The 23,753-nt window shown below is 68.1% G+C and carries 19 protein-coding genes and 1 tRNA gene; 2 read left to right on the top strand and 18 right to left on the bottom strand.

The window, feature by feature from the left end; translation table 11 throughout:
- Positions 1–160: 160 nt before the first annotated feature.
- The 18 genes from A7B20_RS04640 to purC form a co-directional block, all read right to left on the bottom strand.
- Complete coding sequence (locus A7B20_RS04640; RefSeq protein WP_102107396.1) at positions 161–2,011, bottom strand: DUF927 domain-containing protein; 1,851 nt, start codon at positions 2,009–2,011, stop codon at positions 161–163.
- 113 nt (positions 2,012–2,124) lie between these two features.
- Positions 2,125–2,361 (bottom strand): helix-turn-helix transcriptional regulator, encoded by a 237-nt coding sequence (locus tag A7B20_RS04635; protein ID WP_172960965.1) that lies wholly within the window; start codon positions 2,359–2,361, stop codon positions 2,125–2,127.
- Positions 2,362–2,661: 300 nt separating this feature from the next.
- A tRNA-Ser gene (locus A7B20_RS04630) sits at positions 2,662–2,751 on the bottom strand.
- Between the two features lie 61 nt (positions 2,752–2,812).
- Positions 2,813–3,529: an alanyl-tRNA editing protein gene (locus A7B20_RS04625; protein WP_102107395.1), complete on the bottom strand. Its 717-nt coding sequence runs from the start codon at positions 3,527–3,529 to the stop codon at positions 2,813–2,815.
- A complete protein-coding gene (locus A7B20_RS04620) occupies positions 3,526–5,979 on the bottom strand; it encodes a DUF3772 domain-containing protein (protein WP_102107394.1) in 2,454 nt (817 codons plus the stop codon). Before A7B20_RS04620 ends, A7B20_RS04625 begins: the two co-directional genes overlap by 4 nt.
- 2 nt (positions 5,980–5,981) lie before the next feature.
- Positions 5,982–7,007, bottom strand: a complete 1,026-nt coding sequence (locus tag A7B20_RS04615; protein WP_102107393.1) for a cysteine synthase A — start codon at positions 7,005–7,007, stop codon at positions 5,982–5,984.
- A gap of 255 nt (positions 7,008–7,262) precedes the next feature.
- Positions 7,263–8,378, bottom strand: coding sequence for an NUDIX domain-containing protein (locus A7B20_RS04610; protein ID WP_102107392.1), 1,116 nt, complete (start codon positions 8,376–8,378; stop codon positions 7,263–7,265).
- Positions 8,379–8,385: 7 nt separating this feature from the next.
- Positions 8,386–8,844 carry a TrgA family protein gene (locus A7B20_RS04605; protein WP_102107391.1) on the bottom strand — a complete coding sequence of 153 codons (459 nt, stop codon included), beginning with the start codon at positions 8,842–8,844 and terminating at the stop codon, positions 8,386–8,388.
- 3 nt (positions 8,845–8,847) lie between these two features.
- Complete coding sequence (locus A7B20_RS04600; RefSeq protein WP_102107390.1) at positions 8,848–10,062, bottom strand: SAM-dependent methyltransferase; 1,215 nt, start codon at positions 10,060–10,062, stop codon at positions 8,848–8,850.
- Between the two features lie 154 nt (positions 10,063–10,216).
- Positions 10,217–11,638 carry a cryptochrome/photolyase family protein gene (locus A7B20_RS04595; protein ID WP_102107389.1) on the bottom strand — a complete coding sequence of 474 codons (1,422 nt, stop codon included), beginning with the start codon at positions 11,636–11,638 and terminating at the stop codon, positions 10,217–10,219.
- 223 nt (positions 11,639–11,861) lie between these two features.
- Positions 11,862–13,484, bottom strand: coding sequence for a BCCT family transporter (locus tag A7B20_RS04590; RefSeq protein ID WP_102107388.1), 1,623 nt, complete (start codon positions 13,482–13,484; stop codon positions 11,862–11,864).
- Positions 13,485–13,797: 313 nt separating this feature from the next.
- Positions 13,798–16,464, bottom strand: coding sequence for an Rne/Rng family ribonuclease (locus tag A7B20_RS04585; protein WP_172960964.1), 2,667 nt, complete (start codon positions 16,462–16,464; stop codon positions 13,798–13,800).
- Between the two features lie 516 nt (positions 16,465–16,980).
- The gene (locus tag A7B20_RS04580; protein WP_102107386.1) at positions 16,981–18,312 is read right to left on the bottom strand and encodes a sigma-54-dependent transcriptional regulator; all 1,332 of its coding nucleotides are present in this window, start codon (positions 18,310–18,312) and stop codon (positions 16,981–16,983) included.
- Between the two features lie 9 nt (positions 18,313–18,321).
- Entirely contained in the window at positions 18,322–20,088 is a 1,767-nt protein-coding gene (locus A7B20_RS04575) for a sensor histidine kinase (RefSeq protein WP_102107385.1), read from the bottom strand.
- A gap of 38 nt (positions 20,089–20,126) precedes the next feature.
- A complete protein-coding gene (gene purQ, locus A7B20_RS04570) occupies positions 20,127–20,795 on the bottom strand; it encodes a phosphoribosylformylglycinamidine synthase subunit PurQ (RefSeq protein ID WP_102107384.1) in 669 nt (222 codons plus the stop codon).
- A gap of 16 nt (positions 20,796–20,811) precedes the next feature.
- Complete coding sequence (locus tag A7B20_RS04565; protein WP_102107383.1) at positions 20,812–21,849, bottom strand: zinc-binding dehydrogenase; 1,038 nt, start codon at positions 21,847–21,849, stop codon at positions 20,812–20,814.
- A gap of 1 nt (position 21,850) precedes the next feature.
- Positions 21,851–22,081 carry a phosphoribosylformylglycinamidine synthase subunit PurS gene (gene purS / locus A7B20_RS04560; RefSeq protein ID WP_102107382.1) on the bottom strand — a complete coding sequence of 77 codons (231 nt, stop codon included), beginning with the start codon at positions 22,079–22,081 and terminating at the stop codon, positions 21,851–21,853.
- A 54-nt stretch (positions 22,082–22,135) separates the two neighbouring features.
- Entirely contained in the window at positions 22,136–22,897 is a 762-nt protein-coding gene (gene purC / locus A7B20_RS04555; protein ID WP_102107381.1) for a phosphoribosylaminoimidazolesuccinocarboxamide synthase, read from the bottom strand.
- Positions 22,898–23,051: 154 nt separating this feature from the next.
- Between purC and A7B20_RS04550 the strand changes: the two genes are divergently transcribed.
- Both A7B20_RS04550 and A7B20_RS04545 read left to right on the top strand, forming a co-directional pair.
- A complete protein-coding gene (locus A7B20_RS04550) occupies positions 23,052–23,372 on the top strand; it encodes a DUF1476 domain-containing protein (protein WP_102107380.1) in 321 nt (106 codons plus the stop codon).
- A gap of 143 nt (positions 23,373–23,515) precedes the next feature.
- Positions 23,516–23,753: hypothetical protein (locus A7B20_RS04545; protein WP_157937595.1), on the top strand; the 238-nt coding region annotated here is incomplete at its 3' end.

The following is a 23,753-nucleotide window of genomic DNA, read 5'->3' as shown; positions in this document are numbered from 1 at the left end:
GCAGCCAGGACCGCTGTGACCGCCGGAGCCAGGCAAGCTTCCACGGGGAGCCTACAGCGGCCAAGCACCACATCTCGCAAGGACCGCTGGGGCCATCAGGACCGGGCTCGAGTTGAGCGTGGGTCTGGCAGTCACAGCGGTCCTTGCTTCCTGACTCCAACTACGTCGAGAGGGCAGACGGACGGTTCTCGAACACCTCGACGCTGACGGCATAGGCCTTTGGGCGTCCCGGCACTCTGCGGGGCATTCTGAACTGGAGCGTGTCGCCCTTGTCGGTCTTCAGCAGGTGCGCGGCTTTCAGTAGACGAGCAGCCTGCTGAGCGCCTTCGACGCCGTGGATATGTGCCCAGACGTCGGAGCGGACATAATAGTGCGTCTCGTCCCGCCAACCTTCCGGGGCTGGGTCTGGCCCGCAAGGGACGAAGCCAGCGGCGTTCGCCAGAAGATGGTCACGCGTCCGTTCCCTAGCCGCGTTCACCGCGCCAACAGTCACAAGGTCGCGCTCCCCGATCCAGACGCTCGCCACCTCCAGAATGCCGTCAAAGGCGTCGCCACGCTTCCACCCGGTCAGCCCGAACGTGGTGGCAAGCTCTCCGGCCAGCGCCGCGAGGGCGAACCGTTTCAAAACTCGACGGACCTGCCCATTCTGGTCGAGATCATTGCGCTTGGTCACCAGCGCGACGAACAACGTGATGACATTCTCCATCTTGGCCCGGTCGGTCAGCGCGCCGATCAGCCTCTCAACAAATACTCTGCTCGCACGGCCGTAGTTTGCGGCGGCCGCGTCGACCAACCTCTCGACGAACCGCCCCGGCTCTGCAGAGCCGTGCAACTTGTCGAACGCCCCGAACGCGCGGCTCTCGGCGTCGATGTCGATCAGCCTGACATCCTGACCCGCGTGAAATTTCTTGCCTCCAGAGGCCAGATGCTCTTCAAGCGTGATCTCGCCCGTGGACAGGGTCGCGACGTGCCAGCCACCGGGCGTCTTCGCCGCACCGCCAGAGGTCATGCGCAGTTTGCCCCGACCGTCACTGAGCATATAGACAATATCGGCCGCGGCCTTCGGATCAGCTTGATGCAGTTCGTCGAGCGCGAGCAATGCGTCGCTACAGCACGATGCCACATCCTCCACCGCATTGTCGGTGGTGCGCCAGCTCTGGCAGAATGACGGCGAACCCCAGACCGAGGCGGCAAGCTTCATCAACGTCGATTTGCCACGCGACGACGCCCCGCGGAGGTGGAATCCCCCACCCTCAAGACCAAGCGGCGCCAGCAGCGGCCCGACGTAAGCCTGAGACACCGCAAGAAGCATCAGCGGATTGCCGACGCACGCCGACCCGACGCCCGCCTTCCAGCCATCGATCGAGCCCGTTGTCTTGCTCATCTCGCCGACGATCCCCGTGTAGCGGTCGAGGATCACCCTCTTCGGACCAATCACCTCGCCGTTGGCAAAGACGAAGATGTCGAAGTCACCGTCAACCCAGCCCGGGCGCGAGACGCGCAGGAACCGATCCAGCGGCCGCCACGCCTTCACCAAATGCGCGACCCTCTCTTTCGTCCCAGGGGCAGTGCTAAGCTGCAGGCCGTGAGTGAGCAGTTTGCGCATTAGCGCAGCAGGGGAACTCTGGACCTCGGCCTCGTCGAGCAGCAGCCGGTGGCGATATTCGTCGGGATCGACTACATCCACCACACGGCTCCAGCCCTTGCCGTCGATACCGCGACACAGACCGACCACGCTGAGAGGCGAACAGACCCAGATCGGGGCCGCCGCTTCCTCGTCGTCAGTCTGCTTCTCGAACCAGATTCCGTCCGCAGTCGAGAAATAGCCCTCGGGCAAGCATGCCGCAGGGGGCGCTTCACGCGGCTCCGGAGGGAACTCTTCGTTCGCATCGCGACGCTCCGGCAGTGATTCTTCAATCACCGGCGCAACCTCGTTTCGAGAGCCGGTGAGGGGAATGACGTTAGAGGCGTTCCGACCGTGAATGTTGTCGTTCGAGGACTCGTTGTCCATCTCTTGGATCCTTTGAGGGAAATACTGCCCCGTGCCGCGCGATGCTGCGCGCGGCCTCCGGGGCGGTGGTGGTGATGGCAGGTTGGGCGCCTGCCGGGCGCTACGCGAAAGTCTCAGGAGATCGTCGGCAGGGCCCAGGGCTCGGCGAGGTGGGTCGCGAAGGCGCAGGGGCGCTCGGCTTCGTAGGCTTCAAGCTCGCTCAGCCGCCAGCGTGAGGTGTTACCGCCCAACCTGACGGGCTTCGGGAAGTCACCCTCCCGGCGCCAGCGCCAGATGGAATCTTTGGACACGTTGTAACGAGCAGCGACCTGCTCGACTGACAGATAGATGTTTTCGGCACCAGCGATCATGGTTTTGTTCCTTCTTGAACAGCGCACACAAAAATACTCCCGGTGCCTTATGGCATCGAGGGTATAGGGGTGGGCGCCTTTGATTTCGGTTGCGGGAAACTGTTTAGATCACATCTGACCTAGGAAATCACCCCATTTCCACTCAGCCGTGCACGAATCCGTCTCGGCGTGGCTGCGTAAGCACAGCACCGTCGGGCCCTCAGCATTTGATCCAATCGGAACTTGATGGTGGCAAAGATGGAGGCAAGCGGCGTTGCCCTGAAAAATAATCTTTAGCGGATAGGTATTTAAATGATTTTATGGCGGACAGACAGGGATTCGAACCCTGGAGACGGTTTCCCGCCTACACACTTTCCAGGCGTGCGCCTTCGACCACTCGGCCACCTGTCCGTGGGGCGTCTCCTAGCAAAGAACGGCGGAGGGATGCAAGACGTGACGCGCGCGGCGGGGGCTATTCGATGTGGACGTAGACGCGGCGGTTCTGCGCGCCCTTCTTCTCGATCTTGCCGAGACGGAGTCGGCCGATCTCGCCGGTGCGCCGGACATGGGTGCCGCCGCAGGGCTGGAGATCGATCTGCTCGGCCCCCTGCCCGATCCGCACCAGCCTGACCCGGCCCGAGCCCATGGGGGGCATCACCGACATGGTCTTGACGAGGCCGGGGTTGGCGCGCAGCTCGTCGTCGGTGATCCAGCTCTCGCTCACCTCCAGGTCGCGGGCCGCGAGGGCGTTCAGGGCCTCGGACAGGGCCTCCTTGTCGGCGGGCGCCTCGGGCATGTCGAAGTCGAGGCGGCCCTTGTCGGCGGCGATGGCGCCGCCGCTGACCGGCAGCGGGATCACGACCGACAGGAGGTGCAGCGCGGTGTGGACGCGCATGTGGCGGTGGCGGCGGGCCCAGTCGAGCTGCTGCATCACCTCGGCACCGACCGCGGGCAGCGGACCCGGTTCGGCGGGCACGCAGACGAGCGTGTCGCCCTCCCCCTTCAGCGTCGTCGCGATGGCCGTCTCGCCGCCGCTCCAGGACAGGGTGCCGCTGTCGCCGGGCTGCCCGCCCCCGGTGGCGTAGAACAGGCAGGAGTCGAGCACGAGGCCGCCTTCGGGGGTATGGGCCAGGACGCGGGCGGGCGCCTCGCGCAGATAGGCGTCCTCGCGGAACAGGGGTCGGGTCATCGGGGATCCTCCGGGCTGTCGCCGTCGTCGCGGCCCGCCGCCTCGGTCTCGTCGGCGCGGTCGTTGGCGATGGCGTGGGTGTCTTCGATGTCGGGCGCGGCGCGGCGGGGGGCGGCGGCCTCCCGGTCCGCGGACGCGGCCGCGCGCAGGGCTTCGGGGTTGCGCAGCCAGAGATCGCGCTGCGCGAAGGGGATCTCGATCCCCGCGGCGCGGAAGCGGGCCGCGATCTCGTGGTTGACGTCGGACTTCACGGCCAGGACGAAGTTCACGTCGCGCAGGATGGCGCGGATCTCGAACATCATGCCGTCGGCGCCGAAGCCGATGAACAGCACCGCGGGCGGCGGGTTCATCACGACGAGGGGCTGCGCCTCGGCGATCTCCTGCAGGATCTTCTCGACCTTGCGGGTGTCGGTGCCGTAGGCGACCGAGACCGGCACGATCACCCGGCCGACGAGGTTGCCGCGGGTCCAGTTGGTGACGGTGCCGCTGACGAAATCGGCGTTCGGCACGATCACGTCGGTCTTGTCGAAGGTCTCGATCCGGGTCGAGCGCACCGAGATGTCGCGGACATAGCCCATCTGCCCGCCGACCTCGATCCAGTCGCCTTCCGAGATCGGCCGCTCGATCAGCAGGATGATGCCGGAGACGAAGTTCGAAACGATGTTCTGCAGGCCGAAACCGATCCCGACCGAGAGCGCACCGGCGACGATGGCAAGCGACGACAGGTCGATGCCCGCCGAGGTGACGGCGAAGAGCACGGCCAGCAGGATGCCGAGATAGCCGATCCCGGCGGTGATCGCGTTCCGCCCGCCGACGTCGAGGCGGGTGCGCGGCAGGACCGAGGACTTCAGCGTGCCCTGCAACAGCCGCGTCAGGCCGAAGCCGATGGCGAAGACCACGGCGAAGGTGATGAAGTCCGAGGGCGAGATGCGGCTGTTCCCGACCGAGAAGCCCTCCTGGAAGCGGGTCCAGATCTCGGCCAGGTCGGTGACGCGCATCCCCCAGATCAGCGCGAAGAGCGGCAGGGAGGCGACGGAGAGGGCGAAGACGATCAGCACCGGGGTCAGCGCGGCGCTCGCCTCGTCCTGGGTCTTGCCGGTGAAGAGGGCGTAGAAGTCGCGCACCGCGATCCTGAGCACGGCGAGGAAGGCCATCAGCGCCAGGCTGACGGAGGCCGGGAACACCATGTAGCGGGCGGCGGTCAGATAGCCGATGGCGGCCAGCACCGGCCCGGCGATGCCGAAGGTGACATAGACGCGGCCCATCAGGTGGATCAGCCGCTCGGCATAGCCGGGATCGTCGCTGGCCTCGGTGCCGGCAAGCCGCGCGTCGCGCAGCATCTGGCCGAGGCGCAGCAGGATCAGCCCGACGCCGAGGATCAGCGGCAGGCTGAGCACGGCGATCGTGGCGTCGTCATAGCGGTCGAAGGCGGCGAGGCGGACCAGCAGGTGGTTCACGCACAGCAGGAACCCCGCCAGCCCGACGTAGAAGCGGCCCGACCGGCGACGCTCGGCGGGCATCTCAAGGGGGGCCGAGATGTCGTCGCGGCGGGGGAACATCCGCGCGCCGAGCCAGGTCGAGGTGAAGAAGACGAAGCCGAGGCCCGGCAGCGTCTCGGCGAAGATCTGGCCGCGCAACCCGAGGACGCCGCTGGCAAAGAGGGCCTCGCGCAGGGCGAACATCCCGAGGACCGGCACGATCACCTGGCCGAGGGAGACGACGAAGGCGATGGCCGGGCTGCCCCGGCCGCGCTGCCCGGTGTAGAGGCGCAGCGTCAGCCATTCCATCCAGTAGCGGCCGCGGATCAGCAGGGCCAGCGCGATGGACAGGAACAGCGCGACACCGGGCAGGTTCGAGATCAGCTCGCCGCGCTGGCCGGGGGTCCCGAGCCCGTTCACGATCTCGCTCGACGCGCGGGCGAAGCTTTCGCCGAGGGCGGCAATGGCGGGGGGCCAGTAGACGGGGTTCAGCGGCGTCGGCCCGAGTTCCAGCACCTTCTCGGTCTGGCGCTCGCGCAGGGTGGTGTCGATCTCGCGGATGATGCCGTCGGCGCGGTTATAGGCCTCCTCGGCCGCGCGGCGCGGCGCCAGAAGGCGCTGCATCTGCTCGTTCAGCTCGGCGCGCCGGGCGGCGATGTCCGCCGCCTCGGGCGGGGCGCCTTCGGCCGGGAGCGGGCCCAGCGCGTCGATCTGCGCCTGCAGCGTGTCGACCCGCGCCTGTCCGCTGCTCTGGGCGGCGAGGAAGTTCTCGCGGTACTGGGCGATCTCGGCGCGCAGCTGTTCCAGCGCGAGGTCCGTCGCCTCGCCGTCCTCCAGCGTGGTCTCGGCGCGCTCGGCCAGACGTTCCCACTGCTGGGCGGGCACCGTGCCCTGAGCCAGCGCCGAAACGGCCAGCAAGACCGTCAGCGCCGCGGCGAGGACCGCGGCCCGCATCCCCCCGCCGATCGCCATGCTCAGTCCTCGAAGACCGTCGGCAGGACGCGGCCGCCGGTGTCGAGCCATTCGGGCACCGGCAGGCCCTTCTCGCGCAGGAAGGCGGGGTTGTAGACCTTGCTCTGGTAGCGGGTGCCGTAGTCGCAGAGGATCGTGACGATGGTGTGGCCCGGCCCCATCTCCCGCGCCATGCGCATGGCGCCCGCGACGTTCACGCCGGTCGAGCCGCCCATGCAGAGGCCCTCGTGCTGGAGCAGGTCGAAGACCACCGGCAGCGCCTCGGCGTCGGGGATGCGGTAGGCCATGTCGGGGGTGAAGCCTTCGAGGTTGGCCGTAACCCGGCCCTGCCCGATCCCTTCGGAGATCGAGTCGCCGGGGTTCTCCTGCCCGGTGTAGATCTTGAACATGCCCGCGCCCTCGGGATCGGCGAGGCCGACCTTGACCCCCTTCGGCTGAAGCACCGCGGCGACGCCCGCAAGCGTGCCGCCCGAGCCGACGGCACAGATGAAGCCGTCGACCTTGCCGCCGGTCTGCTCCCAGATCTCGGGGCCCGTGCCCTCGATATGGGCCTGGCGGTTGGCGACATTGTCGAACTGGTTCGCCCAGATCGCGCCGTTCGGCTCGGTCTTCGCAAGCGCCTCGGCCAGGCGGCCCGAGTAGCGGACGTAGTTGTTCATGTTCTTGTAGGGCACCGCGGGCACCTGGACCAGCTCGGCCCCGGCGAGGCGCAGCATGTCCTTCTTTTCCTGGCTCTGGGTCTCGGGGATCACGATGACCGTGCGGAAGCCCATGGAGCTGCCGACGAGCGCGAGGCCGATGCCGGTGTTGCCGGCCGTGCCTTCCACGATGGTGCCGCCGGGCTGGAGCAACCCCTTCTCGACCGCGTCGCGGATGATGAACAGCGCCGCGCGGTCCTTCACCGACTGGCCGGGGTTCATGAACTCGGCCTTGCCGAGGATCTCGCAGCCCGTCGCCTCGGACGGGCCCTTGAGGCGGATCAGGGGGGTGTTGCCGATGGCCGAGGCCAGGTCGCTGTGAATGGTCATGGGGCAGATCCTCCGGCGCTCTGTTCCGCCCTGTCTAGGGCCGCGGCGGCGCGAACTCAAGCGAAGGCGGGCGGGACGGGGGGCGGGTCACGGGCATCTGAAGGCGCCGTGCGCACCGTGGGCCGCGCCGCCTCCGGCGGCGCGTTCGAGGGGGGGAGAAACGATCCGGGGGGATGGTTTCCCCTTCGCACGGGCGGAGCCCCCGGAAAGCGCGGGGGCGGGCGCGCCCCGGGTTGCGGCCTGTCGCGGCAGCCCTCAGCCGAAGTCGCCCCGCGCCACGGCCCGGTCCAGCCAGAGCGCGCTGACCATCAGCGGGGCGGAGTCCACGGTGCCGTCCTCCGTCATCGCGATCAGATCCTGCAGCGCGACGACGTGGGTGCGGATGTCCTCGCCCTCTTCGGCCAGCCCGCCACGGCCTTCTTCCGGGTCCGGCAGGTCGCAGAGGCCGACGAACTGGTAGAGGTATTCGCTGAGGGCCCCGGGGCTGGGATAGCCGCTTCCGATGGGCACCAGCCGGTCGAACGCAAGATGCGCCTCCTCGACCGTCTCGCGCCGGGCCGCCTCTTCGGGCGTCTCGCCGGGATCGATGAAGCCTGCCACGGGTTCGAGACACCAGGGGAAGGGGTCGCCGCGCAGGAAGGCGCCATAGCGGAACTGCTCGACCAGCAGGACGCGGCGGCGCACCGGGTCGTAGGGCAGCACGGTCACCGCGTCGCCGCTGTGCAGGCCGGTGCGGTGCAGCCGCGCGGAGGTGCCGCCGTCGAAGCGCGGATAGCGGAGCGCGCTGTCCTCGACCGCGAAGAAGCTGACGAAGGGCCGCCGCGCCTCGACGACGGTCACGGCGTCGCGGGACAGCCCGGCGCGCGGCCCCATGGGCGCGGGGCGCGTCTCGGCCCGGAGCGCGGCATCGGCGCGCACGCGGATGCGCTGCATCTCCCCGGCCAGCGCCGTGCCATCGATCCGGCCGAAGAGCGACATGGCCTCGAGCGCGGCCCGGCGCGTGAGGGCGCCCCATGCCGCCTGCCAGTGGTCGAGCCGCCAGGGCCCGCCACTCGCCGTAACGCGGTGCTGCGCGCGATAGGCAAGCGCCTCCGACTCGCCTGTGCCGGCGCGGACCCGCACCGGAACCGCGTCGTAGCCGAAGCCCTGTTCGTAGTAGTGCAGCCGCGCCAGCGCCGCTTCGGGCACGTCGCGGAACAGGAGCCCCGGCGCCGCCTCGCCCGCGCCAAGCACGGGATAGTCGCCGTCGGCCGCGCGCCAGATCCCCTGCCCCGGCAGCACGGCCGGCACCCCGGCAAGCGGCCGGCCCGCGACGGTGCCGCGCAGCTCGTCGTCCAGCAGCGTGCCGAACAGGAACAGGTCGGATGTCACGCGCCTCTCACTCCACCCGCGGGCGCTGCGTCCTGCGGGCCAGCCACTCGGTCACGAGACCGCAGAAGACGGCGCCGATCACCATGGAGCCGATGGCACCGTTGCCGTAGAGGTAGACCGCGTAATCCAGCATCAGGCGCACCATCTCCTGCAGCGCCTCGGTCGGATCCTTGTAGTAGAGATCGAGCGAGCGGCGGATCATCTCGCGTCCGCCCCAGAGCAGCAGGCACCAGAACACGATCGCGGCCATGGCCGTCAGCCCGTAGGCCGCGGCAAAGCTCATCCCTTCGCCCGCGCGCCGTCCGACCACCCGCCATCCGATCAGGAACCCGACCAGCGCGTTGGTCAGACCGAAGCCCGCCGTGGGATGACCCGAGGGGATGTTGGCGATCACCAGCCCCGTCACGAAGAAGCTGACGGTCGCGAAAAGCAGTCCCGCAATCATCTTCGGCGCGGTGGGGTACATCTGTCAGGCGGGCCTCTGCACGGTGATCTGGGTCACGTCGCAGTTTCCGCTGTGGAAGGTCGCCGCGCAAGAAATAAGGTACATGTTCCACATCCTGCGAAACCGTTCATCGAATCCCAGCGCTTTGACCTCGTCCCAGCGACTGTTGAAGGTCTCGTGCCAGCGTTTCAGGGTCTGGGCATAGCTGTCGCCGAACTCGACCGACTTCAGGACCGACAGCCCCGACTTCTCGACCTCGCGCCGCAGCACCGCCGGGCTGGGCAGCATGCCGCCGGGGAAGATGTAGCGCTGGATGAAGTCGACGGTGTTGCGATAGACCTCCCAGCGCTTCTCCTGCACCGTGATGATCTGCAGCGTGGCGTTGCCGCCGGGCTTCAGCCGGTCGCGAAGGGTGCTGAAGTAGACCGGCCAGTAGCGTTCGCCGACCGCCTCGAACATCTCGATGCTGGCGATGTGGTCGTAGAGGCCCTGTTCGTCGCGGTAGTCCTGAAGCTTGATCTCGACCCGGTCCGAGAGCCCGGCCTTTGCGATCCGTTCGAGCGCATAGGCATACTGCGCGCGGCTGATGGTCAGGCAGGTGACGCGCAGCCCCCGCTCCTTCGCGGCGTATTCGGCGAAACCGCCCCAGCCGCAGCCGATTTCCAGCACGTGATCGCCTGGCCGCGCGCCCATCTCGTCGACCATGCTGGCGTATTTCGCGATCTGCGCCGCTTCCAGGCTTTCCTGACCGGTCGAGAACTTGGCCGAGGAATAGGTCATCGTGTCGTCGAGCCAGATCCCGTAGAACTCGTTTCCGAGGTCGTAATGGGCCGAGATGTTCTTCTGCGCCTGCCGTTTCGAGTTGCCCATCCACCAGAAGCGGAGCCGTTCGTAGAAGCGCACGAGGCCCATGCCAGGGAAGCTGTCGTAGACCTCCCAGTTGTCGGCGTGGACAAGGTCCATGAACGCCTGCAGGTCGGGGGTGGTCCACCATTCGTCAAGGTAGGCCTCGCAGAAGCCGAGATCGCCCTCGCGGATCAGGCGCGAGAATATCTCGGGGTTGCGGATATGCAGCTCGGCGATCGGCCAGGCCGATTTCGTGCCCGTGGCGCGGAAGCGCCGCCCGTCGGGCAGCACGAAGTCGAGCCGCCCGTTGTCCATGCCGCAGGCCATCCGGAACACCTGGGCAAAATACCGCGGCAGGCCCTTCTGGCCGTCCACCGTCGTCAATACGTCCATGTCCACTCCCAAAACACCCGCGAAAGGCTAGCCGCGGCCCTGCCCCCGGACAACCCGTCACACGCGCGCGTGACGATGCGTCCCGCTGGCCTCAGAGCCATATACGGAGAAAAGGTCAACACGGTTTCACTTTCGTGACCCCGCCCCCCGCCGCTCAGAAATCGCGGTTCTCGTAGGCATCAAGGGCGCGCTTGCGTCCCTCGTCCATACTGACCACCGGCTCGGGATAGTCATCGTCCGGCGCCATGTTCCACGACCGCGGAATCGCCTCGAAATAGGCCAGCGCGTCCTTGCCGGGATTGTCCGAGCGTTCGGCGATCCAGCGGTCGACATAGGCGCGGTCCTTGTCGAACTTGTCGAGCTGGGTCACCGGGTTGAACACCCGGAAATAGGGCGTCGCGTCGGGCCCCGACCCGGCCGACCACTGCCAGCCGAGTGCGTTCGAGGCGGGATCCCAGTCGATCAGGCAGTCCTCGAACCATTTCTGGCCGATCCGCCAGTGGCACATCAGGTGCTTCGTCAGGTAGCTCGCCACGATCATGCGGGAGCGGTTGTGCATGTGGCCGGTGACGTAGAGCTCGCGCATCGCCGCATCGACGAAGGGGATGCCGGTGCGGCCCTGCTTCCACGCCTTCACCTCGGCGCGCCGCTCGTCCTCGTTCCAGGGGAAGGCGTCCCACTCCTCGCGCCAGTTGCCCGAGGTCAGGCGCGGCGTGTGATAGACGAGGTGATAGGCGAACTCGCGCCAGACCAGCTCCTTCAGGAAGGTCTCGGCACCCTTCTTGCCCTCCTCCAGCGCGCGCCGTCCGGCGTGCCAGCAGGCGCGCGGGGAAATCTCGCCGTAGGTCAGGTTCTCGGACAGCTTGCTGGTGCCCTCCATGGCGGGGCGGTCGCGCGCCGCGTCGTAGCTTTCGATGTTGTGGCCGATGAAGGCCGCAAGCCGTCCGGTGGCCGCGCTTTCGCCGACGTTCAGGAACGGCTCCACCACCGCCGCACCCCGGTCCATGGCGGCCCCGAGGCTCCAGTCGTCCAGGGCGTCGCTCTTCGGCCAGGTCTTCGGCGCCACGATGCTCTTCGGCGCGGACAGGGTGGCGGCGACCTCGTGATCCTTCGCGTTGCGCCAGAACGGGGTGTAGACCTTGTAGAACTCGCCGCTCTTGGTCTCGATGTCCCAGGGCTCGAACAGCAGGTGGCCGCGGAAGCTCTTCGCGTCGATGCCGTCGTCCTTCAGCCCCTCCTTCACCGCCTTGTCCCGCTTCACCGCGTCGGGATCGTAGAGCCGCGACCACCAGACCGCCCCCGCCCCCGTCTCCTTCACCAGCGCGCGCAGGGTCTCGAGCGCCTTGCCCCGCCGCAGGATCAGCTTGGCGCCCTTCTCCTCCAGCGATTGCGCCAGCGCCCCTACCCCGAGGCCCAGCCGCCATTTCGGGCAGGCGCCCTGGGCTTCCACCACCTCGTCGAGCAGGAAGACCGGGATCACCGGGCGGCCCGAGGCGCAGGCCTCGGACAGCGCGGGGTGGTCGCCCAGCCGCAGGTCGCGGCGGAACCACAGGAGGATCGGGGAGTCGTCGGCCATCTTGCACCTCGGTATTGCCGTGCCGGGCGCCGCCGGCCTTGCCGTGGAGCTAGGGCGCGAGGCCCCCGGTCAAGTCGGACGCGGCATACCACCGCGCACCTGGCACCGGCCGGACCCTTCCCATTCCCGCCGGAAACACTCCCGCCAGAAGAGGTGCGACGCCCGAAACGAAAACAGGCGGCGCCACGGGGGCGCCGCCTGTCGGGTGTCACGGGTAAGGCGTTCAGCGGCGTTCGCTGGACAGCCCCTTCCAGATCGCCACGCACATCGCCAGAAGGACGATGGTGAAGGGCAGCCCGGTCGAGATCACCATGGCCTGGAGCGAGGCAAGCCCGCCGCCCAGAAGCAGCGTGATCGCCACTGCGCCCTCGAACACGCACCAGAACACGCGCTGCGGCACCGGCGCGTCGACCTTGCCGCCCGCCGTGATCGTGTCGATGACGAGCGAGCCGGAATCCGACGAGGTGACGAAGAACACGATCACCAGCACGATGCCGAGCACCGAGGTGATCGAGGCCAGCGGCAGGTCGGCCAGCATCCCGAACAGCGACAGTTCCGGCGAATAGCTGTCGATCACGTTGGCCTTCACCAGGCTGTCGGGGTTGGTGAACACCTGCTCGATCGCGGTGCCGCCGAAGACCGCCATCCACAGCACGCAGACGATGGAGGGGATGATCAGCACGCAGGTCACGAACTCGCGCACCGTGCGGCCGCGGCTGACGCGGGCGATGAACATGCCGACGAAGGGCGACCAGCTGATCCACCAGGCCCAGTAGAAGGCCGTCCAGCCCTGGCGATAGCTGTCGTCCTCCCGGCCCACGGGGTTGGAGAGCGGCAGCAGCTCCTTCGCGTAGGTGACGAGCCCCTCGCCGAAGCCGGTGAGGATCGCGAGCGTCGGGCCGACGAACAGCACGAACAGCAGCAGAAGCGCCGCGAGGCCCATGTTGATCTCGGACAGCACCTTCACGCCGCCGTCGAGACCGCGCAGCACCGACACCAGGGCGACCGCGGTGATCCCGGTGATCAGCACCACCTGGAGGTTGATCGAGTTGCCGATGCCGAAGACGAACTCCAGCCCCGCGCCCGCCTGCTGCGCCCCGAAGCCAAGCGAGGTGGCCAGGCCGAACAGCGTCGCGAACACCGCCAGCGTGTCGATGATGTGGCCCCACCAGCCCCAGACCCTCTCGCCGAGGATCGGGTAGAAGGCCGAGCGGATCGTGAGCGGCAGGCCCTTGTTGTAGCTGAACAGCGCCAGCGCTAGCGCGACGACGGCATAGATCGCCCACGGGTGCAGGCCCCAGTGATAGATCGTGGCGGCCAGCCCCATGTCACGGGCCATCGCAACGTTCGCCTCGATCACGTTGCCGTCGGCGTCGAAGGGCGAGGGCGTTCCGAGCGGTTGCGACACCGCCATGTGGTAGACGGGTTCGAGCACGCCGAAGAACATCAGCCCGATCCCCATGCCCGCGGCGAACAGCATCGCGAACCAGCCGGCATAGCTGTAGTCCGGCGTGGCCTCGGTTCCGCCCAGCCGGACGCTGCCGTAGGGCGTGACGATCAGCAGCAGGCAGAACACGACGAAGATGTTGGCCGCGCTCATGAAGAACCAGTCGAAGGTGCTGGTCAGCCAGGGGCGCAGCGCGCCGAAGGCGGCGGCGGCCTGGTCGTGGAACACCAGCGCGTAGAAGACGAAGGCGATGATGCTGAGCGCCGAGACCAGGAACACGGGATTGTGGATGTCGAAGCCCAGCGGTCCCAGCGAGCCTTCGACGTTGTTCTGACCGATCTCGTAATCGGTGTCGATCAGGTTGGATGACCCCTCCGGTTCGGGAATTCCGGGGGGCATGGATGTGTCTGTCACGTTCGATCCCTCTTCTTGTTCTGGTCGCCCGATGCGTTGACCCCGGGTCAATGCAATGCTCGGAACCCGGTTCCCGGGGGTCTCCCCCACGAAAGACCGTTCATGTCCCGCGCGCGACTTATGGAAGGGGTTCCTGTAGCAAGAACGTCTCCACCTGTGAACCCCGCGGGTCCGGAAATGCCGGCCGCGCGGCCTTGCGGGCCGCCTGAAAGCGCCAAATTCCGGCACGCAGGCAGGGAGGGCGCAAGAAAAAGGCGCCCCGGGGGGCGCCTTTCCTGCATCCTGCGACGGTCGGCCGTCAGCGGCCGAGCGACCACCAGCCGCGCCGCTTCGGCTTCTCGGCGGTGTTCTCCGGCTCCTGCGCCTCGGCCATGGCCGGTTCCGGCGTGGCCTCGGCCTCGGCGGATGCCGCCTCCGGTTCCGCTGCGGATTCGGGAGCGGTTTCTGCGGGTGCGGGCGCGGCGGCTTCCGCGGGCTCCGGCGATGCGGCGGCTTCGGCCGACTCCGGGGCGGGGGCCGCCTCTTCGGTCTCGGCGGCAGGCTCCGCCTTCTTGCGGCTGCGCGGCTTGGCCGCGGCGCGGGTGCGGGTCCGCTTGCGCGGCTTCGCCTCCTCCTCCGCGACGGGTTCGGACGCCTCTTCGCTCGCGGCCGCTTCGGCGGGGGCGTCCGGCGCCGCTTCCGCGGTCCCGGCAGGCGCTTCCGCCTCGACCGGCGCCGCCTTGCGCCTGCGCTTCGGCTTCGCCGTCACCTCGCCGCCCTGCTCCGCCCCATCGGTGTCGGACTCGGTACCGGAGTCGGTGTCGGCTTCAGAGTCGCCCTCGCGGTCGTCGTCCTGGCCGTTGCCGTTGTCCTGCGCGCCCTGCTCGTCGCGGTTGCCGGACTTCCGGCGGCGGCGGCGGCGGCGGCGCTTCTTCGGCTGGCCCTCGCCGTCCTCGTCGCGGGCCGGCCGCTCCTCCTTCGCCTCGGCGGGCGCGGCCTCTTCGGCTTCCGGCGCCTCGGACTCGTCGACCTCGATATCGTCCTCGTCGTCATCGGCCATGTGCGAGGCGTCGACCGAGACCACCGGCAGCACCTGCTCGACCACCCGCGTCGCGGTCTTGAACTTCTCGATCGTGAAGTCGGGCGAGATCAGCGAGGGCTCGGCCTCGATCCGGACGGACATGCCATAGCGCGCCTCGATGTTGGCGATGTGCTCGCGCTTCTGGTTCATCAGGAAGTTGCAGATGCCGACGGGCACCTTGACCAGCACCTCCTTGCTGCGCTTGCGCACGCCCTCTTCTTCCAGCTGGCGGATGATGTTCAGCGCCAGGTTGTCGTCCGAGCGGATCAGCCCGGTGCCGTGGCAGACGTGGCAGGGCTGGGTCGTCGCCTCGATCATGCCGGGGCGCAGGCGCTGGCGCGACATCTCCAGCAGGCCGAAGCCCGAGATGCGGCCGACCTGGATCCGCGCCCGGTCGGTCTTCAGCTTGTCCTTGAAGCGCTTCTCGACGGCGGCGTTGTTCTTGCGCTCCTCCATGTCGATGAAGTCGATCACGATCAGACCGGCAAGGTCGCGCAGGCGCAGCTGCCGCGCCACCTCCTCGGCCGCTTCCAGGTTGGTGTTCAGCGCCGTCTGCTCGATGCTGCCTTCCTTGGTCGCGCGACCCGAGTTGACGTCGATGGCCACAAGCGCCTCGGTCACGCCGATCACGATGTAGCCGCCGGATTTCAGCTGCACGGTCGGGTTGAACATGCCCGAGAGGTAGGATTCGACCTGGTGGCGCGCGAAGAGCGGCATCTGGTCCTGGTAGAGCTTCACGTTCTTGGCGTGGGACGGCATGATCATCTTCATGAAGTCCTTGGCCGTGCGATAGCCCTCGGCGCCCTCGACCCAGACCTCGTCGATGTCGCGGTTGTAGAGGTCGCGGATCGACCGCTTGATGAGGTCGCCCTCCTCGTAGATCTTGGCGGGCGCGATGCTCTTCAGCGTCAGCTCGCGGATCTGCTCCCACATGCGCTGGAGGTATTCGTAGTCGCGCTTGATCTCGGTCTTGGTGCGCTGGCTGCCGGCGGTCCGGATGATCAGGCCCGCGCCGTGGGGCACGTCGATCCCGCTGGCGATCTCCTTCAGCTTCTTGCGGTCCGCCGCGTTGGTGATCTTGCGCGAGATGCCGCCGCCCCGGGCGGTGTTCGGCATCAGCACGCAATAGCGCCCGGCGAGCGAGAGATAGGTGGTCAGCGCGGCGCCCTTGTTGCCGCGCTCTTCCTTGACGACCTGCACCAGCAGGATCTGACGGACCTTGATGACCTCCTGGATCTTGTACTTGCGCACCCGCGGCTTGGCGGGACGGCGGATCTCTTCCGAGACGTCCTCCTCGGCGACGGATTCGATCTCGTCGTCGCGGTCCGCGGCGCTTTCGGCCGCGTCGTCGTCATCGTCGGACTCCGGCGTCTCGACCGGGGTCTCGGCCACGCGGTCGACGGGCGAGCTGCCCTCCTCGTCGGACCGGCCGTCGCGGTCCTCGTCGTCATCCAGGTCGACGACATCCATGCCGGCGATCGACTTGCGCGGCGCCTCGGCCGGGTCGGCAGAGGCGACGGCATCGCCGTTGGCGGCCTCCTCGGCCTTCGGACGAGACGCGCCGCGGCTGCGCGACCGGCGGCGCGGCTTCTCGTCCTCCTCCTCCTGCGCCTTGGCATAGGCGGCCTCTTCGGCCAGCAGCGCCTGACGATCGGCGACGGGGATCTGGTAGTAGTCGGGGTGCACCTCGGAAAAGGCGAGGAAGCCGTGGCGGTTGCCGCCGTAATCGACGAAGGCCGCCTGCAGCGAGGGTTCGACCCGTGTTACCTTGGCAAGGTAGATGTTGCCGGCAAGCTGTCGGCGGCTTTCGGATTCGAAGTCGAACTCCTCGACCTTGTTTCCGTCCACGACCACCACACGGGTCTCTTCCGTGTGGGTGGCATCGATAAGCATCTTTTTTGGCATGGTTTTCTGTCTCGCACCGCGCGAAGGCCGCCCCCGGTCGGAGGTGGCATCAGCGGGTGTTTTCTGTTGGGGGCGAGACGGCCGACCGCGGGCATGGATCCGGCAGGGCTTGCGCCCGCTGTCCCCTGCCCTTCGATCCGGTCGCGCGTCATCGCGTTTCTTCTCCGACGCCCCGAAGGGCGCCCATTACAAACCCGGCCTTTCCAGGCACACGGGCATTCGGTCGGCCTTGCGGCCCATCAGCATGCGTCGACCCCGGCCGAACGGGCCTGACGGCACCTTTCAAGGGCCGACGGGTCGAAGCAGTGAAACTCTTCGCGGAACTGTCACGGCACGCCCTGCGTGTCACGAAACATACTTCCGTTTCTCATAGTAACGGCGTCCCGCGGGCAAATACAACGACTATCTTGGCACCGCCCTGCCGCGCACCCGCGATTGCGGCATCTGCAGCCCGCAACCTGCGGTTGATTCCGGAGGACGTAGGATGGGTGATATCACCCATCCTGCCCCTCGCCCCTACAGGTAATCGGAACGGGTCAGGTTGTACTTCGCCATCTTCTCGTTCAGCGTCCGGCGCGGCAGGCAGAGCTCTTCCATCACGTTGACGATGGATCCCTTGTGGCGCCGCATCGTGTTGTCGATCAGCATCCGCTCGAACGCCTCGACATATTCCTTCAGCGGCTTGCCCTCGGTCGTCATCCCCGGTTCGCTCTCGTCGGAATCCGCCATCAGCAGGGACGAGATCGTGCCGGTTCCCCGCCGGTTCTGCAGCACCGCCCGCTCGGCCACGTTGATCAGCTGGCGGATGTTGCCGGGCCAGGGCGCCTGCAGCAGCTGCGCGGCCTCCTGGGCCGAGATCTCGGGGGCGTCGCAGCCGTATTCGTCGGCGAACTGCTCCGAGAAGCGCGCGAAGAGCGTCAGGATGTCCTCGCCCCGCGCGCGCAGCGGCGGAATCGTCAGCTTCATCGCGGCCAGGCGGTAGTAGAGGTCGGGGCGCAGCACGTCCTCGCAGGTCTTGCCCTGTTCCTGCAGGTTCGAGATCGCGACGATCCGCGTCTCGGCCGGGGTCCCCTGCTCGTTCATCCAGGTCAGGAGCCGCGACTGCAGCGGCATCGACAGCGCGTCGATGTCCTCGAGCACCAGGGTGCCCCCCCGCGCCTCCTCCAGCAGCGGCATCTGCCCGTCGTCGCCGGAGCTGCCGAACAGCTTCGCCGCCATCGCGTCGGGATCGAGGGCCGAGCAGGACTGGATCACGAACTTGCGCCCCGGCTTCGCGCCGACCGCGTGCAGCGCATGGGCGACCAGCGTCTTGCCGGTCCCCGTCTCGCCGTCGATCAGCACGTGGCCGTCGGCCTGCCCGAGATCGAGGATGTCCTCGCGCAGCCGCTCCATCACCGGCGAGGTGCCGATGACCTTCTTCATGATCCCCGTGCCGTCCGACAGTTCGCGGCGCAGCGCGCGGTTGTCCAGCGTCAGCCGCCGCGCCTGGGCCGCCTTCTTGGCCAGCTCGGTCATCCGGTCGGGATTGAACGGCTTCTCGAGGAAGTCGAAGGCGCCGACCCGCATCGCCTCGACCGCCATCGGCACGTCGCCGTGGCCGGTGATCATGATGACGGGCAGCCCCGAATCGAGGCTCATCAGCCGCTTCAGGAAGGCCATGCCGTCCATCCCGGGCATCTTGATGTCGGTCACAACGACGCCGGGATAATCGGCGCCCAGCACCTTCAGCGCCTCTTCCGCGCTGGCGAAGCTTTCGGTGTCGAAGCCGGACAGGGCCAGCCACTGGCTGATCGACTGCCGCATGTCCTTCTCGTCGTCGACGATGGCGATCTTCATAGCCTGGGCCATGGATTCTTCCTACTCCGCTGCCTTCACCTGGTCTTCCAAGATGGGAAGCTGCATCTCGAATACAGCCCCGCCCTCGCGTCCGTTCCGCGCGGTCAGCCGCCCGCCGAGGTCCGCGACGATCCCCGAAGAGATCGCGAGCCCCAGGCCGACGCCGTCGCCCGGAGCCTTCGTCGTGTAGAACGGTTCGAACAGATGGTCGAGATCGGCGATGCCGGTGCCGTTGTCCCGCACGCTGAGAGAGGCCACGGTGCCGGCGGCGAGCAGGATCTCGATCTTCGCCCGCGGACGGTCCTTGGTGGCGTCGAGCGCGTTCCTGAGCAGGTTGATGATCACCTGCTCGACCCTCAGCCGGTCACCCCTCACCCAGACCGGCATCCGCGGAAGGGACTTGGCGATCTCGACGTCGCGCTGCTTCAGTTGCGGCTCCATCATCGCCAGCGCGGCCGAGACCGACAAGCGCAGGTCCATGGGCTCGAACGCTTCCGAGCCCCGCCGGGCATAGCTTTTGAGCTGCCGGGTTATGGCGCCCATGCGGTCGATCAGGTCGTCGATCCGCGCGAAGCTCGACAGCGCCTCGTCGGGCCGCTTGCGCTTCAGCAGCAGCCGGGCCCCCGCGAGATAGGTCTTCATCGCCGCCAGCGGCTGGTTCAGCTCGTGGCTGACCGCCGCCGACATCTCGCCCAGCACGGCCAGCTTCGAGGTCTGCGCCACTGTCTGCTCGGCCACCTCCAGGTTCTTCTCGGCCTTCTGGCGTTCGGCGATTTCCCGCTGGAGCGCCATGTTCAACTGGCGAAGCTCCGCCGATTCCCGCTGGAACAGCAGCACCCGCGACAGCGCCTTGCGGCTGACGAGGTAGAAGCCCGCGGCCATCAGCAGGGCAAAGCCCATGATCTCCAGCGCCAGCACGCCGTTCACCCGCTCGCGCACCGAGGCGAAGGTGGTGAAGGTCGCCATGCGCCAGCCCTGGAACGGGATCCGCGCCTCCTGCCGCATCACCGCCTCGCCGAGGAGATAGGCGTCGGGGGGCAGCGCCGCCCAGTCGGCGGTCGCCTGGAGCGCCCGCTCGATCGCCGTGGGGGCCGAACGGACCGACAGCGCCTCGTCCTCCGTGCGGCCGCGCCAGCGGCTTTCGGTGGACAGGATGATCGTGCCCTCGCTGTTGGTGACGAAGACGGCGTCCGAGAAGCCGGCCCAGCTGCTTTCGAACTTGGCGAGGTCGACGCCCACGACGATCACCCCCGTCGTGTCGTTGCCCGAGACGATCTTGCGGGAATAGGAGAAGCGGAAGCCGCCGGCATCGGTGCGCGCGGTGGTGAACACCGTGTCGGCCGAGTTCATCGCATCGGTGAAATACACCTTCTCGGCGTGGTTCGAGCCGAGGTTCTCGCGGTCGGTCGAGGCGACGGCCTTGCCGTCCTTGTCCAGCAGCAGCAGCGAAGCCGCGCCGATCTCGTCGCGGTAGGAGATCAGGCGCTGCGTCGACTGGGAATAGTCGCCCGAGTTCAGCGCCCCGATCAGCGCCGGGTCGCGGCTGAGCAGCAGCGGCACGATGGAGGCGCGCTGCAGTTCGCTGCGCAGGTTGCCGATATACAGCGCCATCCGCACCTCGGCCCGGTTGCGCGTGCTCTCGGTGAAGCGCTCGGTCAGGAAGGCATTGGTGATCCACACCACCGCCAGGGCGATCACCACCAGCGTGACGAACAGGATCCTCAGCCGCCAGCGGCGCAGCGGCCGCGGCAGGGGTTTCGGCAGGGGTTCGGAAGACGGCTCGTCCATCGCCACAGACTACGCCGCGCCGCGTCCGCGCTCAAGCGTCACGCCGCGGCCATCACCCCGGCGAGGGCGTCGAACAGGGCCCGCCCGTCGGTCCCGCCAAGGGCCGGGTCGGCGGCCCGCTCGGGGTGGGGCATCATGCCGAGCACGCGGCGGTTCTCCGACAGCACGCCCGCGATGTCCCCGGCCGACCCGTTCGGGTTGTCGGCATAGGTGAAGGCCACCCGGTCCGCGTCCCTCAGCCGCGCCACCAGCGCGTCGTCGGCGGTGTAGTTGCCGTCGTGATGGGCGATCGGGATCCGCAGCTCCTGCCCCGGCGCATAGCCCGAGGTGAAGGCGCTGTCGGTCGTCGCGACCTTCAGCCCGACGGTGCGGCAGATGTAGGTCAGCCCGCGGTTGCGCATCAGCGCGCCGGGCAGGATCCCCGTCTCGGTCAGCACCTGGAACCCGTTGCAGACCCCCAGCACATAGCCGCCCCGCCCGGCATGTTCGACCACCGCGCGGCAGATGGGCGAGCGGGCGGCGATGGCGCCGCAGCGCAAGTAGTCGCCGAAGGAGAAGCCGCCGGGGATGCCGACGATGTCGGTGCCCTCGGGCAGGCCCGTGTCCTTGTGCCAGACCATGGACACCTCGGCCCCGGCGGCGCGGAAGGCCACGGCCATGTCGCGGTCGCAGTTCGACCCGGGAAAGACGATGACGGCGGCTTTCATCCTGCTGCTCCTTCGGTCAATGGGCGAAATCGGTGACGACGGCGACACCGGGCGGCGTCGGGCCGTTGAAGGCGGCGAGTTCCCGGCCGACCTCGGACAGCGCGATCTCGCGCGCGATCATCGGGCGCATGTCGACGCGCCCGCCCTCGATCAGGCTCAGGAGCGAGGGGAAGCGCCACGACGGCATCCCGCGGGTGCCGAACAGCGCGAGGTTCTTCATGTAGACCGTGTTCATGTCGATCTCCATCCAGGCGGTATGCCCCACGGGCATCCCGACCTGCACGTGGCGGCCAAGCGGGCGCAGGCAGGCGATGGAGGCGTTGGTGGTCTCGGCGATGCCCAGAGCCTCGACGCTGACATGGGCGCCGCCGCCGGTGATCTCGCGGATCCGCGCCGCGACATCGCCGTCCCTCGCGTTCACCGCCGCCTCGGCCCCGAGACCCAGCGCATGGGTCAGCTTCTCGGCCACCACGTCGACCACCACGACCCGCGCCCCGAGCGCGCGTCCGAGGATCAGCGCGGCCAGCCCGATGCCCCCGGTGCCGTGCACCGCCAGCCATTCGCCGGGCTGCACCGCCGCCCGTCCCGTCAGCGCGTGCCAGGCGGTCGTGACCCGGCAGCCGAGCCCGGCGGCCACCACCGGCGACAGGCTTTCGGGCAGCGGCGAGAGGTTGTGGTCGAACGGCACCGCGACGTATTCGGCGAAGGCCCCCGGCTCGGCAAAGCCGGGCAGGCGCTGGTTCGGGCAGGTGTTCTGGTGGCCCGACTGGCAGGCGGGACAGGCGCCGCAGGCCAGGATGAAGGGCGCGACCAGAACCTCGCCCACCCGGTGACGCGCCCGCGGACCGGCCTCGACCACCTCGCCGCAGTATTCGTGGCCGCCGATCTGGCCGGGCTTGATGCGCGGATGCTCTCCGCTCCAGCCGTGCCAGTCGGACCGGCAGACGCCGCAGGCCAGCACCTTCAGCACCACCCCGTCCTCGGGGCAGGCCGGGTCGGGGACATCCTCGATCGACAGGTCGCTGTTGAAGGCCCTCAGGACAGCCGCGCGCACCTCAGAGCATCTCCACCCGGTAGCTCTCGATCACCGTGTTGGCGAGCAGCTTCTCGCACATCTCGCGCACGGTCGCCTCCTCGGTGCCCTCGGCCAGGTCCAGCTCGATCACCTTGCCCTGCCGCACGCCCTCGACGCCCGCGAACCCCAGCGTGCCGAGCGCATGGCGCACCGCCTCGCCCTGGGGATCCAGAACGCCGTCCTTAAGCATCACATGCACCCGTGCCTTCATGCCCCGGACCCCTGCTTCTTCTTTGCAAAAATACTCGAAAAGCCCGGCCGGCCCTCAGTTGATGAGGGTCGGCTTGGGCGCGTGGGTGACGTTGGAGGGCAGCACGCCCAGTCGCCGCGCGACCTCGGTATAGGCATCGGCAAGCGAGCCGAGGTCGCGGCGGAACACGTCCTTGTCCAGCTTGCGGCCCGTCTCGATATCCCACAGCCGGCAGGAATCCGGCGAGATCTCGTCGGCCACGATCAGCCGGTGGAAGTCGTTCTCCCAGATCCGCCCGATCTCGATCTTGAAGTCGACCAGCTTGATCCCGACCGCCAGCATGACGCCCGACATGAAGTCGTTGACCCTGAGCGCCAGCGCGATCATGTCGTCGAGGTCCTGCTGGTTGGCCCAGCCGAAGGCGATAATGTGCTCCTCGCTGACCAGCGGATCGCCCAGCGCGTCGTCCTTGTAGCAGAACTCGACGATCGGCCGGGGCAGCGGCGTGCCCTCCGCCATGCCGAGGCGCTTGGAGATCGAGCCGGCCGCGAAGTTCCGCACGATCACCTCGAGCGGGATGATCTCGACCGAGCGGATCAGCTGCTCGCGCATGTTGAGCCGCTTGATGAAGTGGTTCGGGATGCCGACCTGCGTCAGGCCGGACATGAAGAATTCGGACAGGCGGTTGTTCAGCACGCCCTTGCCCTCGATCGTCGCCTTCTTCTCGGCGTTGAAGGCGGTCGCGTCGTCCTTGAAGTACTGGACAAGCGTGCCGGGCTCGGGGCCTTCGTACATGATCTTGGCCTTGCCTTCGTAGATCTTCTTGCGACGTGCCATGGGCGCTCCAATAGCTTTCGGCGCGGGGCGGGCGGCCACGCGCGTTTGACCGCCCTATAGGACATTGCGCGGGGGCAGACAAGAACACCCTCTTGTTCCGTGGACCCGTCAAGGGCATATCCAGATGGACCCCGCGTTCAACAGAGGAATCCAGATGTCAACTTTCGACGACCGCGAGCACGCCTTCGAGAACAAGTTCGCCCACGACGCCGAGATGCAGTTCAAGGCCGAGGCGCGCCGCAACCGGCTGCTGGGCCTCTGGGCGGCCGGTCTCATGGGCAAGACGGGCGAGGACGCCGCCGAATACGCCCGCGAGGTGGTGAAGTCGGATTTCGAGGAGGCGGGGGACGAGGATGTCTACCGCAAGGTCTCGGGCGATCTCGGCGACAGGGCCGACGAGAGGACGATCCGCACCAAGATGGTCGAGCTGATGGCCGAGGCCAAGGCGCAGCTGATGACCGAGATCCGCGAGTGATCGGGGGCGCCTGACGCCCTCTCCGCCAGCAGGGGCGCCCTCCGGTCCGGACGGCGCCCTTTTTGCTGCGCATTCGAGCTGTTAACGCGCCCTTGTCCGCGCCTCCCCTATCCCCCGCCCCGGTGCAGGGAAAGGAACGGGACATGGGGCGCAGGCAGATCATGCGGGCGGGGGTGGCGCGCGTCGCCGCGTCCCCGCGGGGACGGACGGTCGCGCTGATCCTGCGCCAGGCGACGCCGCTCGTGGCGGCGGCCCTGCTGGTCGCGGCGTTCCTCGACCGCGCCGAGGCGCCGGCGCTCGCCGATCTCGCCGGGGCCGCCCGCGCCATGCATCCCCTCCAGTGGCTCGCCGCGCTGGCGCTCTGCCTGCTCAGCTACATCG

The sequence above is a fragment of the Oceaniglobus roseus genome (assembly GCF_002869745.1).
In the GTDB taxonomy this organism is placed as follows: domain Bacteria; phylum Pseudomonadota; class Alphaproteobacteria; order Rhodobacterales; family Rhodobacteraceae; genus Oceaniglobus; species Oceaniglobus roseus.
This window is presented reverse-complemented; position numbering and strand designations above follow the sequence as displayed.

Coding starts and splice junctions, on each gene's coding strand:
- A7B20_RS04605 (WP_102107391.1), bottom strand. CDS start 8,844: ATGTACCCCACCGCGCCGAAGATGATTGCGGGACTGCTTTTCGCGACC.
- A7B20_RS04550 (WP_102107380.1), top strand. CDS start 23,052: ATGTCAACTTTCGACGACCGCGAGCACGCCTTCGAGAACAAGTTCGCC.
- A7B20_RS04595 (WP_102107389.1), bottom strand. CDS start 11,638: ATGGCCGACGACTCCCCGATCCTCCTGTGGTTCCGCCGCGACCTGCGG.
- A7B20_RS04625 (WP_102107395.1), bottom strand. CDS start 3,529: ATGACCCGACCCCTGTTCCGCGAGGACGCCTATCTGCGCGAGGCGCCC.
- A7B20_RS04620 (WP_102107394.1), bottom strand. CDS start 5,979: ATGGCGATCGGCGGGGGGATGCGGGCCGCGGTCCTCGCCGCGGCGCTG.
- A7B20_RS04635 (WP_172960965.1), bottom strand. CDS start 2,361: ATGATCGCTGGTGCCGAAAACATCTATCTGTCAGTCGAGCAGGTCGCT.
- A7B20_RS04600 (WP_102107390.1), bottom strand. CDS start 10,062: ATGGACGTATTGACGACGGTGGACGGCCAGAAGGGCCTGCCGCGGTAT.
- A7B20_RS04585 (WP_172960964.1), bottom strand. CDS start 16,464: ATGCCAAAAAAGATGCTTATCGATGCCACCCACACGGAAGAGACCCGT.
- purQ (WP_102107384.1), bottom strand. CDS start 20,795: ATGAAAGCCGCCGTCATCGTCTTTCCCGGGTCGAACTGCGACCGCGAC.
- A7B20_RS04615 (WP_102107393.1), bottom strand. CDS start 7,007: ATGACCATTCACAGCGACCTGGCCTCGGCCATCGGCAACACCCCCCTG.
- purS (WP_102107382.1), bottom strand. CDS start 22,081: ATGAAGGCACGGGTGCATGTGATGCTTAAGGACGGCGTTCTGGATCCC.
- A7B20_RS04580 (WP_102107386.1), bottom strand. CDS start 18,312: ATGGCCCAGGCTATGAAGATCGCCATCGTCGACGACGAGAAGGACATG.
- A7B20_RS04640 (WP_102107396.1), bottom strand. CDS start 2,011: ATGGACAACGAGTCCTCGAACGACAACATTCACGGTCGGAACGCCTCT.
- A7B20_RS04590 (WP_102107388.1), bottom strand. CDS start 13,484: ATGCCCCCCGGAATTCCCGAACCGGAGGGGTCATCCAACCTGATCGAC.
- purC (WP_102107381.1), bottom strand. CDS start 22,897: ATGGCACGTCGCAAGAAGATCTACGAAGGCAAGGCCAAGATCATGTAC.
- A7B20_RS04575 (WP_102107385.1), bottom strand. CDS start 20,088: ATGGACGAGCCGTCTTCCGAACCCCTGCCGAAACCCCTGCCGCGGCCG.